This is a genomic window from Novosphingobium sp., assembly GCF_036820275.1.
Classification (GTDB): Bacteria; Pseudomonadota; Alphaproteobacteria; order Sphingomonadales; family Sphingomonadaceae; genus Novosphingobium.
Map to the genome: position 1 here is coordinate 36570 of NZ_DAISLT010000004.1, position 13773 is coordinate 50342.

At 64.5% G+C, this 13773-nt stretch carries 14 protein-coding genes; 10 read left to right on the forward strand and 4 right to left on the reverse strand.

The genetic code is table 11. The features are described 5' to 3' along the window. The first annotated feature begins 154 nt into the window (after positions 1–154). The 8 genes from flgC (at position 155) to V7066_RS04335 (ending at position 5145) form a co-directional block, all read left to right on the forward strand. Complete coding sequence (flgC, locus tag V7066_RS04300; RefSeq protein ID WP_086491344.1) at positions 155–562, forward strand: flagellar basal body rod protein FlgC; 408 nt, start codon at positions 155–157, stop codon at positions 560–562. A gap of 11 nt (positions 563–573) precedes the next feature. Then, a complete protein-coding gene (locus V7066_RS04305; protein WP_334182012.1) occupies positions 574–933 on the forward strand; it encodes a flagellar hook-basal body complex protein FliE in 360 nt (119 codons plus the stop codon). Positions 934–1108: 175 nt separating this feature from the next. After that, on the forward strand, positions 1109–1372 hold the full coding sequence (locus tag V7066_RS04310; RefSeq protein ID WP_334182013.1) for a flagellar biosynthetic protein FliQ: 264 nt from the start codon (positions 1109–1111) through the stop codon (positions 1370–1372). A 4-nt stretch (positions 1373–1376) separates the two neighbouring features. Further along, positions 1377–2162: a flagellar biosynthetic protein FliR gene (gene fliR, locus V7066_RS04315; RefSeq protein WP_334182014.1), complete on the forward strand. Its 786-nt coding sequence runs from the start codon at positions 1377–1379 to the stop codon at positions 2160–2162. A gap of 3 nt (positions 2163–2165) precedes the next feature. Then, positions 2166–3236 (forward strand): flagellar biosynthesis protein FlhB, encoded by a 1071-nt coding sequence (gene flhB / locus V7066_RS04320; protein WP_334182015.1) that lies wholly within the window; start codon positions 2166–2168, stop codon positions 3234–3236. 82 nt (positions 3237–3318) lie between these two features. Further along, positions 3319–4431: a flagellar basal body P-ring protein FlgI gene (locus V7066_RS04325; protein WP_334182016.1), complete on the forward strand. Its 1113-nt coding sequence runs from the start codon at positions 3319–3321 to the stop codon at positions 4429–4431. A gap of 2 nt (positions 4432–4433) precedes the next feature. Beyond that, positions 4434–4733 (forward strand): rod-binding protein, encoded by a 300-nt coding sequence (locus V7066_RS04330; protein ID WP_334182017.1) that lies wholly within the window; start codon positions 4434–4436, stop codon positions 4731–4733. Further along, positions 4723–5145 (forward strand): flagellar biosynthesis protein FlgN, encoded by a 423-nt coding sequence (locus V7066_RS04335; RefSeq protein ID WP_334182018.1) that lies wholly within the window; start codon positions 4723–4725, stop codon positions 5143–5145. Before V7066_RS04330 ends, V7066_RS04335 begins: the two co-directional genes overlap by 11 nt. A 134-nt stretch (positions 5146–5279) precedes the next feature. Here the strand turns inward: V7066_RS04335 and V7066_RS04340 are convergent, their stop codons facing one another. The 4 genes from V7066_RS04340 to V7066_RS04355 all read right to left on the reverse strand — a co-directional run bounded on the left by V7066_RS04340 (position 5280) and on the right by V7066_RS04355 (position 11646). Beyond that, entirely contained in the window at positions 5280–6668 is a 1389-nt protein-coding gene (locus tag V7066_RS04340; protein WP_334182019.1) for a putative bifunctional diguanylate cyclase/phosphodiesterase, read from the reverse strand. An 80-nt stretch (positions 6669–6748) separates the two neighbouring features. Further along, entirely contained in the window at positions 6749–7795 is a 1047-nt protein-coding gene (locus V7066_RS04345; RefSeq protein ID WP_334182020.1) for a helix-turn-helix domain-containing protein, read from the reverse strand. 702 nt (positions 7796–8497) lie between these two features. Then, positions 8498–8923 (reverse strand): flagellar basal body rod protein FlgB, encoded by a 426-nt coding sequence (locus tag V7066_RS04350; RefSeq protein ID WP_334182021.1) that lies wholly within the window; start codon positions 8921–8923, stop codon positions 8498–8500. A gap of 11 nt (positions 8924–8934) precedes the next feature. Continuing rightward, on the reverse strand, positions 8935–11646 hold the full coding sequence (locus V7066_RS04355) for a hypothetical protein (protein WP_334182022.1): 2712 nt from the start codon (positions 11644–11646) through the stop codon (positions 8935–8937). Between the two features lie 105 nt (positions 11647–11751). On the opposite strand from V7066_RS04355, the gene V7066_RS04360 reads away from it, so the two are divergent. Beyond that, positions 11752–12780 (forward strand): flagellar motor switch protein FliG, encoded by a 1029-nt coding sequence (locus V7066_RS04360; RefSeq protein WP_442947305.1) that lies wholly within the window; start codon positions 11752–11754, stop codon positions 12778–12780. A gap of 232 nt (positions 12781–13012) precedes the next feature. Then, on the forward strand, positions 13013–13687 hold the full coding sequence (locus V7066_RS04365) for a FliH/SctL family protein (protein ID WP_334182024.1): 675 nt from the start codon (positions 13013–13015) through the stop codon (positions 13685–13687). Positions 13688–13773 lie beyond the last annotated feature (86 nt).

Genomic DNA, 13773 nt, shown 5'->3' on the forward strand with positions numbered 1-13773 from the left:
ATCGACATGTCGATGGGAATGCCTTCGAGGACGGACATGACGCGTCTCCTTTCAAGCCTGCTTATAGGAATTATTTTATAGGAGTGCGCGGTGGTAGGCAAAAAATGCCTATAAGGAAGCTGTCTGCCGCAAGGGCAGGGCAGGAGCTGTCTTGATGGAACTGAACAACTCGATCGGCGTCTCGGCATCGGGCCTTCGCGCCCAGTCGCTGCGGATGCGCGTGATCGCGGAAAACCTGGCGAACTCGGATTCCGTGGCGAAGACGCCGGACGCCGATCCCTATCGCCGCCGGGTCGCCACCTTCACCGCCGAAGTCGATCGTGCGAGCGGGGCAACCCAGGTCGCCGTCAAGTCGATCGAAGGCGACAAGAGCCAGTTCGGGCGCGTCTACCAGCCGGGCAGCCCGGCCGCCGACGCGCAGGGCTATGTCAGCCAGCCCAACGTCAATCCGCTGATCGAGGCTGCCGACATGAAGGCGGCGCAGCGGTCCTACGAAGCCAATCTCAATGCAATCGAATCCGCGCGCGGCATGACCATGCGCACGATCGACCTGCTCAAGTAAGGAAACACTCCATGGCAATCGGAGCACTCGACGCCGCGGCCGCCTATGGCCGCGCGATGAAGGCGGCTGCGCCTTCCACAGGCGGCGCCGCAGGCGGTCTCGCGGGTCTCGGCGACATGGCCGGCGGCCTTTCCGGCGCATCTGCCAGCACCGGCGGCAACTTCGGCAGCATGGTGGAATCCATGGTGACCGACGCCTCGACCTCGCTGCGCACCGCCGAGGCGGAAAGCGCCAAGCAGGTGGCGGGCAAGGGCGACCTGATCGACGTCGTCACCGCGATTGGCGCTGCCGAGACGGCCCTCGATACCGTGGTGGCCGTGCGCGACCGCGTGGTCAGCGCCTATTCCGACATCATGCGGATGCAGATCTAGGACGGGCCGGAATTCAGCCCATGCGGGCCTGCGAACCGCGATTTTCTGCGCTTCGGTGCTCACGGACTTGATGTCCGCTGCGCTCCGATGCTCCAAAATCACGTTTCTCGGCTCCACCTGAACTGAATTCGACCCATCCTGGCCTAGAGTCCGTTCCAGAGGAAAGCCGGCAGTCATGACCTCATCCGAAGCCATCGAGATCGCCCGCGCGGCGCTGGTGCTGGTCCTGACCATCGCCGGGCCGATGCTGATCGCCGCGCTGATCGTCGGCGTCGTCATCGGCCTGCTCCAGGCACTTACCCAGGTGCAGGAAATGACGCTGACGTTCGTGCCGAAGATCCTGGTGCTGGGCGTGGTCATGCTGCTTTCGCTGCCTATGATCGGCCATGCCCTTGGCGCCTTCATGGACCGCATCGCCGACGCCATCGTCACCGGCTGACACGATGGGCGGGGCTTCTCTCGACGTCGCGACCCTGGCCGCGCTGCCGATCGACGCGGCGACGTTCCTGATCCTGTTCTGCCGGGTCGGGGCAGTCATCATGCTGCTGCCGGCCTTTTCCGAGGACACCATCCCGCCGCAGATCCGGCTGGTCATGGCGCTGGGCTTCACGCTCGGCCTCTACGGCATGCTGCAGGGCCAAGTCGCTCCGGCGGTGAAGTCAGACGCTTCGCTGCCGATGCTGGTGATCGGCGAGATGCTGGTCGGCATCGCCATGGGCATGATCGTGAAGATCCTGTTCAGCGCCGTCGCCATTGCCGGTTCGATCGCCAGCCAGCAGGTCGGCCTCGCCTCGGCGCTGGTCAACGATCCGTCGATGGGCGGGCAGGCGCCGCTGCTTTCGCGCCTGTTCGGCATCGCCGCGATCATCGTCTGCATGAGCCTGGGCGTCCATCACTTGTGGATCGCCTCGATCTTCCAGTCCTACACCGTGTTCCCGGTCGGCGGATTGCCGCCCTCGGCGCAGTTCGCGGACCTCGCGGTCAAGGTGACGGGCCAGGCAATGGCGCTCAGCGTGAGCCTTTCCGCGCCGCTGATCCTCTACGGCGCACTGTTCAACGTCGGGCTGGGCCTTGCCGCCCGCGTCGCGCCTTCGATCCAGGTGTTCTTCATCACCCAGCCGCTCAACCTGCTGCTCGGCATCTCGGTGCTGGCGATGACGCTCGGCACGATGCTGACCGCTTTTGCGACCGCGATGGGCAGCTTCATGCAGAACGGATGGAGCCTCTAGGCCATGGCGGAGAGCGACAAGGACCAGCGCACACAAGAGCCGACCCAGAAGAAGCTCGAGGATGCCCGCAAGCGCGGCGAAGTGGCGATGTCGCCGGAAGTGCGCCATGCCGCGATGATGACCGGCGCGCTGGTCGTCACCGGCTGGGTCGGCATTTCCGCGATCAGTCACCTCGGCATGATGATGACCCGCCTTTGGGGCAGCGCCGAGGATTATCCGCTCGATTCCGGCGGCGCGCAGAACCTGATGACCGGCGTGGCGCGTCATTTCGCGTTGTCGCTGCTGCCGGTGTTCGGGGTGCTTTTCGCCTGTGCGGTGGCGACGATCTTCCTTCAGGGCCGCTTCGTGCTCAGCTGGACGCGCCTCTCGCCCAAATGGTCCAAGCTCAATCCCGCGAGCGGGTTCAAGCGCATCTTCGGCATGCGCGCGCTGGTGGAGTTCGCCAAGACGCTGGCCAAGTTCAGTGCCATCGGCCTCGTCGTGTTCCTGGTGCTGAAACCGCGCATGACCGGCTTCGACCAGCTCGTCGGCTTCGCGCCGGGCGCGGTCGGTGCGGCGGCGGGCGAACTGGCCTATGAGGCGATCCGCGCGGTGCTGCTGCTGGTCATGGCGCTGGCGCTGTTCGACTTCATCTATCAACGCCGGGCCTTCATGAAGCGCATGATGATGACGCTTCAGGAAGTGAAGGACGAGCACAAGCAGAGCGACGGCGATCCCAAGATCAAGGCCAAGATCCGCCAGATCCAGATGCAGCGTTCGCGAGGGCGGATGATGGCGGCAGTGCCCGAGGCCAGCGTCATCATCACCAACCCGACGCACTATGCCATCGCGCTGAAATACGACCACGGGGCCATGGCCGCGCCGGTTGTGGTGGCCAAGGGCGTGGACGCCATCGCCTTGCGCATCCGCGAGATCGCCACCGAATCCAAGGTGCCGATCGTCGAGAGCCCGCCGCTCGCGCGCGCGCTCTACGCCGCCGTCGATATCGACCGCCCGATTCCGATCGAACACTACGCCGCCGTCGCCGAGATTATCGGCTACGTCATGCGGCTTGCCAGAACCGGGAAGAAGTGAGGTGAAAATGCCGAACCTGCCCGCCCTCCGCCGCTTCAATCATCCTATAAGGTCAGTGATGTTCAAGCCTTTGAAATCGAGGATGCACGGTTCGCTGCTGGCCATGGCGGCCAGCACGGCCCTGCTTGCGGTCCTGCTGGCGCCGGGTGCGGCCTTCGCCGGCTCCCAGCCGCGCATCAAGGACATCGTCGATGTCGAGAACGTGCGGTCGAACCAGTTGGTCGGCTACGGTCTCGTGGTCGGTCTCCAGGGCACCGGCGATCGCATCCGCAACATCCCCTTCACCGAAGAGACCCTGCAGGCCATGCTCGAACGCATGGGGGTGAACATTCGCGGCACGCAGATGTTGACGCAGAACGTCGCGGCGGTGACGGTGACGGCGACGATGCCGCCCTATGCGCGCGCCGGTTCGGCGATCGACGTGCAGGTCTCGGCGCTCGGCGACTCCACCAGCCTGCAGGGCGGCATTCTGCTCGTCTCCTCGCTGCGCGCGCTCGACGGCGAGATCTATGCCGTGGCACAGGGCCCGGTCGCAGTCTCCGGCTTCAAGGCCCAGGGCGCGGCGGCGAAGCTCAGCCGGGGCGTCATGACCACCGCGCGCATCGCCGGCGGGGCCATCGTCGAGCGCGAGGTTCCTTACGACCTGCGTTCCGCCCAGACGCTGAAGCTGGCGCTCAAGAACCCCGATTTCACCACGGCGCGCCAGATCGCCGCGACCATCAACCGCGAGGCGCCCGGTTCCGCGCAAGTGCTCGATCCGGGCACGGTGGAGCTTGATCCGGCGGGCGGTTCGGTGATCGACCTCATCACCCGTGTCGAGAACCTGCCGGTGCAGGTCGATCAGGTTGCGCGCATCGTCATCAACGAGGCGGCCGGAACCGTGGTCATGGGCGCGGATGTGCGCGTCAGCCCGGTGGCCATCGCCCAGGGCGGCCTGACCATCAGCGTCACCGAGACGCCGGTTGTCTCGCAGCCCGCGCCGTTCTCGAACGGCCAGACCACCGTGGTTCCGCGCACCCAGGTCCAGGCGGACGACGGCAGCGGTGCCCATCTGGCGGTGCTGAACAGCGGCACGTCGCTCCAGACGCTCGTTGCCGGGCTCAATTCGCTGGGCGTCAGCCCGCGCGATCTCATCACCATCCTGCAGGCGCTGCGCACGGCGGGCGCGCTTCAGGCCGAAATAGCGGTACAGTAAAGATGGCAGATCCGGTTCTTCCCTCGCTTCCTTCCCGTCCCACAGTCCAGACGCCGGACCGCAGCCCCGCCAAAGTGGCGCGCGAGTTCGAGGGCGTCTTCGCCGGGCAGATCACCAAGATCATGCTGGAGACCGTCGAGCAGGGCGAGGATTTCAACGGCGGCCACGGCGAGGAGATGTTCCGCGGTGTGCTGGCCGAGCAGATCGGCAACCAGATCGCCAAGGGCAAGGGCCTCGGCATCGCATCCGCCGTCGAGGCGCAGATCATCCGCCTGCAGGGAGGCAGCAGCCGTGCCGAATGAACTGATCGAGATCATGACCTCGCTGTCGCTGGTCATGCGCGAGGAGACCGAACGCCTCGAAGGCCGCGAACGCGCGCTCGATCTCGCCGAACTGGCGGCGGCGAAGACGCGGCTGGTCGCTTCACTGGAAGAAGTGCTGGCGCGGCGCAACCGGCTCGATCCGGAATGGACCGAACAGATGGACGACGAGACGCGCGAGGCCTTGGCGGCTGCGCTCGGCGAGCTGCGGGCGGCTTCGATGGTCAATTCCGCGCTGCTGGAACGGCAGATCGAACTGTCGATGGAAATGATGGGCGCCATCGCCAACGAGGCCAAGCGGCTCTCCGGCAATCGCACCTATACCTATAGTCCGAAGGGCGACATCGCCCGCCTCGACCTGACCACGCCGATCTCGTTCAACACCGAATACTGATCGCGGCGCGGGGCGCCTATGAAAAAGGGAGGAGCGACATGGCGTCGCTCCTCCCTTTTTCGTGCCGCTTGAGGCGGCAGATTTGTCCCCCGTGGCTTTCATCCGGACGCGAGAGAGTGTGCATGGCGCGCGTGTCAGGAAGCCACCGCATCCATCCCCTTGTGCGCCCGCAGGGCGGTTTCGCCGGACGGAGCGGCGCGGCCGAACAGGTAGCCTTGTCCGAATGCGCAGCCCAGTTCGGAAAGCGCGCGGGCCTGCTGCTCGGTCTCGATCCCCTCGGCGGTCACCGGCATCGAAAGGCTTTGGCCGAGGTCGACGACAACTTTCACCAGCTTGCACCCGGCGTCGCTGGCCAGGGCCTCGACCAGCGTGCGGTCGATCTTGATCATGTCGAGCGGCAGCTTGCAGATGCGGCTGAGGCTGGCGTAGCCGGTGCCGAAATCGTCCAGCGCCACCTTGATTCCGGCCTCGCGCAAGCTGGCCACGGTGGCCTGCGCGGCCACGACATTGTGCATCACCGCATTCTCCGTGATTTCCACCGTCAGGCGCTCCGGGCGGATGCCGCTGGCGAAGACGATGCGCAGCAGCCGGGAGGCGATGTCCGGATCGCAGACCTGCCGCGGAGACATGTTGATCGAGAGACCCAGGCGATCGCCCCAGCCCTGCGCGTCGCGGCAGGATTGTCGCAGCATCGCGTAGAGCAGGTCGTCGTTGAGCCCCACATCCTCCGCCATCGACAGGAAGCGGTCCGGACCCAGCACGCCGCGCTGTGGGTGATGCCAGCGCACCAGCGCCTCGAAGCGGACGATCTCGCGAGAGGGGAGGGCGACGATGGGCTGGTAATAGGGCACCAGCTCTCCGCGCAGCAATCCGCTCCGCAAGTCCTCTTCCAGCGCGGCCCGCTCGCTCAGGAAGGCGAACATCTCGTGGGAGAACCGGCGGACGCGCCTGTCGCCTGCGTCCTTGGCATGGGAGAGGGCTATCGAGGCGCCGCGCAAAAGTTCCTCGGCGGAAATTGCGCTCCCGCGATCCACGGCCATGCCGATCGAGGCGGTAAGGTGGATGATATGGCGGCCGAGGCTGACCGGGGTGCCGATCGTTTCCAGCAATGTTTCGGCCAGGCGATCGAGGTGGGCTTGGTCGCAGCCGTCGTCTTGGAGCGGAAGCAGGCAGGCGAATTCGTCGCCACCGATGTGGACGATCGCGCCGCCATGCGCGGAATCGGCATGCAGGGCACGGGCGCAGCGATCGCGGACGGTATCGAGGAGGCTGTCGCCTGCGGCATGGCCGCAAAGCTCGTTGACCAGACGGAAGCGGTCGAGACCGATGAGCAGCAGGGCCACGGCGGGTGGATCGGCAGCGGGCGCAGCGTGCGCGCTTTCCGGTACCGTGCTTTCGCGATACTGCGCGAGTGCCTGCTCGACGATGCGCAGCGGGGATATGCGCGGGGCGAGCCGAGGCGGCGGCAAAGGCTGCGATCGGGGCCGCTTCCCGATCGACTTCAACAGGCCAAGTATGCGCATTCCGCTTTCCGGTATCCTACACATACTTATATCGCGGCCGCCACGGGCGGCGGCAGGCACGACATGTCAAATTCTGTTACTTACTCGAAAACGGCCGCCACGACTGTTGCAAGGTCGGCCGGATCGATCTGGTCGAGGGCCACCTCGATATCGGGATTTTCGCTGTAGCCGAGCATGTGGCCATGCCTGTCGAGCGCCACGGACAGCACGCGCAGACCTTCCGCTGCCGAGACCACGGCAAGCCCGCCTGCCGACGGGAAGCGGTCGGGGTCGACGATCAGGATCGAGCGACCGGGAAGACCCGCGCCCAGCGTCGGGCGTCCGAGTCTCAGGCCGTAGGCACGGGGACCGGCGCTGCTCGGCGCTTCGACGTGGGTCCCGCCGGGCGTGCGCGCGATCAGGCCGTCGGGCAGGGGGCTGCCGAACACCGGCACGAGGCGCACGGCCGCGCTTTGCGCGGGATGAGCTTCGGCGATGTCGATCGTTCTGGTCGGCAGTCGGCCGGTGTCCTTGCTTGCCACGCGTTCGAGCAGCGGATGCGGGGTGGCGCGTGCGCTCGCCCTTGTCTGCGGCGATACGCCCCGCAACTCGTCATGGAGCGCGGCGATGCGGGTGCGCGACTTGGCGATCCGCAGTTGCGGATTGGCAACGAGCGGCAATACCGCATCGAGATCGCCGCGGAGATGGGCTTCGTTCACGATGGCCGTCAGTTCGGCATCGTCACGGGCATCGAGCAGCCGGCGCAGTGCGGCGCGCACCTCTTCGTTCCAGCGATCGTAGGGCTTCAGCGCGTTCTCGATCCGGGAGAGGATGACGGGCGCGATCCCATAGTCCTGTTCGAGCACGGCGATCGTCAGGGCATCGTCCGAAGCGCGGCGGTTCCTCAGCGCTGCCGCCAACATGACCGCGAAGCGCTCCGCCTCGGGATCGGCGCGGTCGTTACCGTGGAGAGGATCGGCCCAGGCGGCGATGTCGAACTCGGGATCGTCGATGTCGATCAGCAGCTCGGCGGCATCGATTCCCAGGGCCTTCGCAATGTCCCGCAGCTCTTCGGCACGCGCGAAGATTTCACCCCTCTCGATCTTCGAAAGGCGGATATAGGTTATCGTCGGAAGTTTATCCGACAATTCCAGCAGCGATCCAATATTGAGCTGCTTACGAAATTTCCTGATCCGGTTCGGAAAGACGAGCGTGCGGTAAGCATCGATCTCGATTGCGGTCGGCGCTGTTGCAAGCGCCTTCCCATTCCGCTTCTGGGATCCAAGCGGTTTTTGGGTCATTGAAGCTCTTGTCTGGCTATGAATGGTGAATTTGTTCCATGAAAACTTGGAACGGTCAATAATCCATTATAGATGTCGTACCAAAGTGGGGCGGATTGTCGCGGTCGGCAAGAAGTTCCACCTATAATCCATCGTCCTTGCTCCATAATGGATATTCTTGTCGTGTTTCCATCGGATTTCAGCTTCTTTGCAGGAAAAACTTGCCTAGCCGACGTTCGCTGGAATGGCGATTATCCTGTAGGAGAGGCTGGTGTTAAAGAATTGAAATAGATGTATTCCATCTAAACGCCGCACCATCTTTCCCGTTCCTTCCTATCGAAATAAATCCGGAGATTTTCCGGATAAGTTCCGCCGGTTTTAAGGTAATATGAACGGGTGTGGCCTTCGCAGCCGGCCGTCCGATAAAATCGCGGATATTTCGGGTAGGGTGAGTTCGGCTCCTCACTGCGAAGCCGTTTGGAAAAGGGGCGCGGTCCGTTCGGACCACGCCCCGCGTGCACTCCTGAAGATCTCGCCGCAGCCGCGTTGCAGTCGCGAGCGGTGCGCCCGTCAGCCGCGACCGAGGGCCGTCTTCATCAGGCCGATCTGCTTGCGGTAGAGGTTGGTCATGGCCGCGAAGTCCGCCTGGACCTGGCCGAGGTTGAGCAACTGGTCTTCCAGCGTGACGTTGTTGCCGTCCGGCTTGGTTTCGGTGGTGTCGCTGTCGAGCACGATGTGGCTACCGGCCTGGGGCGGCCGCGCGCCGAGCGCGGTCATGCCGCCAGACAGTTCCACTTTCGGCCGCGTAACGCGCGGCGTCCCCGCAGCTCCGCCGTACTGCGAGACGAGCGAGGAGAAATCCGGGCTTTCGACCGTGCGGGCCTTGAAGCCGGGGGTCTCGTTGTTGGCGATGTTCTCGGCGATCACGCGCTGGTGCTCGGACATGAACTTCATCGACTGGGCCATGCCGTCGAAGATAGGAGGAAGCGAAGACATGAAGGATTACCTCAGGAGCCGGTCAGGCGCGACAGGGCGGCCTGATAGTTGGCGAGCTGTTTTTGCTGGTATGCGGTGCCGCCGCCGGTGATCGCCCCGTCCACGAGTGTCGCCTTCGTCGAGTCCCAATAGAGCGAGCGATAGGAGGACTGGGTCATGGAGAGGGCGGAATTGATTTTCGACAGTGCCACGGCGGCGGTCTTGGCGTCGGTTAGCGAAAGGGTGGTAGCAAGGCCGAGGTTGTAGGTGCCGCCGGGCTTGACTTTCGGCGCGTCGGGATCGGGTGCTTTGGAGGAGACCAGGCGCACCGGATCGATACCCAACTTGGCGAGCGCGTCCTTGTCCTCGTTCGCGCCGGCGCCGAGTTCGATCTTGTAGCCCGACTTGACCTGAATCTTGAGGGTCTGCTGGCCATTCACGCGAGGCGTGGTGATCGTGGCCTTGGTTCCGGTAATCTTCTGGATCTTCTGCGCCAGCGTGGCCATCGTCTCGTCTTTGGCGATCGTGATGGTGCGGGTCGCGCCGCCATCGACGCGAAGCGTGAACTGGTCCCCCGGCTGCAAGCTGGTCTGGGAGAAGAGGGTGGTCGATTCCTGGTCGTTGAGCGTCCCGCGATTGAGGCCCAAGGCACCGAGCACGGTCGATCCCCCAGCGACGGCCGAAATCTTCACCGGCTCGCTGGTGGAGTAAGATAAGCCCCACTGCGAAATCTTCTCGATCGCGCCGGTAGAAGCGTCGATGCGCGCGACGAAGCCGTCGACGCTGCCGGACTTGGTTCCCGACAGGTCTCCGGCGGTGCGACCGCCGACATAAAGCGTGCCGTTCAGGTAAGTCACGCTGTCGGCCTGGTCGCTTTCCGAAGTGCCGATGTAGGTCGTGCTGGCCGAGGACATGGCGGCATCGATGCGGGTGACGAAGGCGTCCTGCCCGCCATTGATGCTGTTGACCTGGGTGCCGTTCACGGCCGAACTGGTGGTGCCGACGACGGCGATCTCGCCGGTGTCGGAAACGGCGATGGCGCGGGCCGTAACATTGCCGAGGGTGATCGAGCCGAGATCGCTGGTAAGCGACGTGGAATCGATCCGGCGGATCGTGGCCTGGCCATTCTCGTTCGTGAGAGCCAGCAGGTTGCCGTCGTTGTCGATGGTGAGCGACGTGACCGAATCGGGGCCGCCGCTGTCGATCGTGCGGCGTTCCTGGAACTTGCCGTTGCTATCGAGCTTGGCGATGAAGGCATCGCCGCCGCCGGTCGACGACTTGCCGGCGACATAGATGCTACCGTCGTCGCCCACCGTGACGGCGCTAGCGGTTTCGTTGCCGACCTGGCGGATGACCGTGGCGGAAAGCTGGTCACCGTTGATGTTGTAGCGCGCGACGAGCATGTCGGTCTGGCTGTCGTCGTCGCCGCCGTTGTATGCGCCGCTGACAGTGCCGGCCACCACGATATCGCCGTTCGCGGCAATGGTGACCGCCGCGCCCTCGGCGCTGCCGGCGGCACCGAGGCTGCGCTGCCATACGACATTGCCCTCGCTGTCCACCTTGGTGAGGAAGAGGTCGTCCGAGCCGTCCGAAAGGCGCGTACCGACATCGCCCGCGGTCGTCCCGACGACGTAGCTGAAGCCTTCAGCGTCTGTGGCGATCGCTTTGGCCTGGGTGGCAGCGGCGACCGTATAGTCCTTGTCCTCGTCGTCGGTGGAGGTCGCGGCGGCCTTGGCGTCCGCCGTGGCGGTGCCGTCGACTGCGTTGATCTTGGTCAGGCGTTGCCAGGACAGCGAGTCGTCCAGATCCTCGACGCGATAGATGCGCGCGGCGGTAACCGCGTCCTTCGCGGTCTCGCCGCTGGCGATCATCAGGGCATCGCTGCCGCCGACCTGGTCGATCGCGACTTTTTCGCTGCCCGAGGGGTTGAAGACGAGGCCCCACTTGCCGTCGTTCTTTTCGACGGTGAAGTTCGACTTCCATTTGCTGACGGGATTGCCGTTGGTATCCACCACCGGGTTTCCGCTGCTATCGGTCGCCTGGGTGCCGGCAATCGCCGCATTCAGGGCCGCGGCGACGGAATCGAGCGTCGGCGGCTGTGTCGTTTGGGATAGATCGACCGTCACCGTTTCGGTGGTGCTGCCCTTGGTCAGCTTGATTTGCAGCAATTCGCTGCCGGTCATGCCGGCAAGGGCGGCATCGCGTGTTTTGGACACGCCTTCGCCGATGACGGTGCCGCTGGTGTTCGCCGCCTTGACGGTCACCGAGGTCGCGCTGCTGGTCTGGGTGCCGAAGTTCAGCGAGACGAGATCGCTGTCGGCCGATCCAAGGAAGGACTGAAGGTCGAGCAGGCCCTGTGCGAAGGTCTTCTGGAGCGAGGCGCGTTCCGCAGAGGACGTCGTGGCCTTGGCTGCGCTTTCGGCCAGGATGCGAAGGCGGTCCAAGGCCTTGTAGGTGGTGAAGGCGGTCTGGACGTCGGGAAGATCACCCAGCGCGCTGTCCTTCTTGGTGTCGACGAGCGACAGCATTCGCTTGAGCGCAAGGATTTGCGCGCTTACTGGCCGGGTATCGGCATCCTCCTGCCAAGGCGGCGTTGCGTCCGGCAATGCGGTGGTGAAAGCCTTCTTTGCCTTCAGCACGGCGGCGCTTTCCACGCTGGCGAGCGAGGCGGAGAGACTGGAATAAGCGTTCGTTCCGCCCAAAATGGACAGACCGATCAACCCATTGTTTAAATTTATCGCCAATTGTGTCTCCATCCGGCCGTTGCGCTGACCTTCCTCCTATAAATAGAGGGAACGAGGCCCTGACCGTACGGGATCGAGCAATTTTTCGGGGGTACCGAAGTGACGATGATGGCCGCGGTGGTTGAGCCGCCGGAGCTCAAGAAATACTCGGGAATGCAGCGCGCTGCCGCGCTGATGCTGGCGCTCGGCCGCGACCATGGCGGTCCGATCTGGGAACAGCTCAACACCGACGAGATCAAAGAGCTGTCCTCGACGATCGCCCAGCTCGGCCGGGTGCCTTCTGTCGTCGTCGAGCATCTGCTCGTGCAGTTCTCGGGCGAAGTCTCCAGCATGGCGACGCTTCACGGCTCCTACGAGACTACCGAAAGGCTGCTGGAAGGCATCCTCTCGGCGGACCGCGTGAAGGAGATCATGGAGGACATTCGCGGTCCTTCCGGCCGGACGATGTGGGACAAGCTGTCCAACGTCAGCGAGGCCGTGCTCGCGGGCTATCTCAAGAACGAATATCCCCAGACCGTCGCGGTGATCCTGCACAAGCTGCGTCCGGACCATTCCGCGCGCGTGCTGTCGGAACTGCCGCGCGATTTCGCCACCGATGTCGTCATGCGCATGCTGCGGATGGACACCGTGCAGAAGGACGTGATCGTCCAGGTCGAACAGACGCTGAAGAGCGAGTTCATGACCAATCTCTCGCGTGCCCAGCGCCGCGATCCGCACGAGACGATGGCTGAACTGTTCAACGCGCTCGACCGCTCGACCGAGGAAGCCATGCTTGGCGCGCTCGACGAGAAGGCGCCGGAATCCGCCGAACGCATCCGCGCGCTCATGTTCACGTTTGAGGACCTTGCCAATCTGCTGCCGGCGGCGATCCAGACGATCGTCCGCAACTGCAACAAGCGCGAACTGGCGCTGGCACTCAAGGGCTCTCCGGAAGAGATGAAGAAGCTCTTCTTCAACGCCATGACCGAACGCGCCGCCAAGCTGATGCGCGACGACATGGCCGCGATGGGCCCGGTCCGCGCCCGCGAATGCGAGGAAGCGCAGACTTCGTTGGTCCGCCTCGCCAAGTCGCTCGGCGACCGCGGCGAGATCATGCTCGTCGATCCGAAGAGCGACGATGCGATGATCTATTGATCGCGGTGACGACCTGTTTAAACTGCTGTTCCTCCAGCCTCAGGTCTGGAGCGAGCAGCGAAGAATCCGGTATCCGGCAAGCTCGTGGCAGTCGTCACGAGTTTGCCATTTGGGGAGGCCAATGGCCGATCCGCCGGGTTTCAGAGATTGCCATGCGTCGCGGGCCGGTGCCTGCGATGCGCGACCGCAAGGTCGAACGAATTCCGAGGGTGCGGCGATGATGGAGGATCCCATGACCATTCAGCCATTCGGTTTCGACAGGATATTCCGTTTTCCGAACAACGAGCCGGTCGTCGACGAGCGACGGCACGACGAACTGCGCGAGCACGTCGAGGAACTCCAGGCGCGGATCGAGCGCCTGCACGAGGATCACGTCGCCGAACTCGCAAGGGCGCGGGCCGACGGTTTCGAGGCCGGGCTGGAGCAGGCGCGGGGTGAGCGGGCGGAAGCCATGCTGGCGGCCACCGATGCGCTTCATGCCTCGATCGACGATGTGGAGCGCCGCTTCGATGCGGTGATGGACCAGGTCGTCGCCGAAGCCGGATCGGTCGCGCTTCAGGCCGCCGAACTGCTGGCGGGGCACGCCATCGCCGCGCAGCCCGCCCGCGCCATCGACGAGGCGCTGACCCGCGCGCTCGATCAGGTCGCGCGCGATACCGCGCTGTCGATCCGCGCCAATCCGGCGATGCGCGAGGATATCGAGCGCCTTGTCGAGGAACGACGTGCGCGCGAGCGTCGCACGCTGTCGATCGTCGTCGTCGATGACGAGACTCTGCCCATGGGCGATGCCCATATCGGCTGGGCCGAAGGCGGTCTCAATGTCGATTCCGCCGCGCGGCGCGCCGCGGTGATGGCCGAGTTGGCCGGTGTTCTGGACCAGGAATCCGATCAGCCGGAGGGCGCGTAAACTTTTCCTGTTCCCGGCAAGAGTTGCCTAGCGGTTTATCCTATAATGTCAGAGGCGACACCAAGGGAGTGACGCCGCTGATGTAA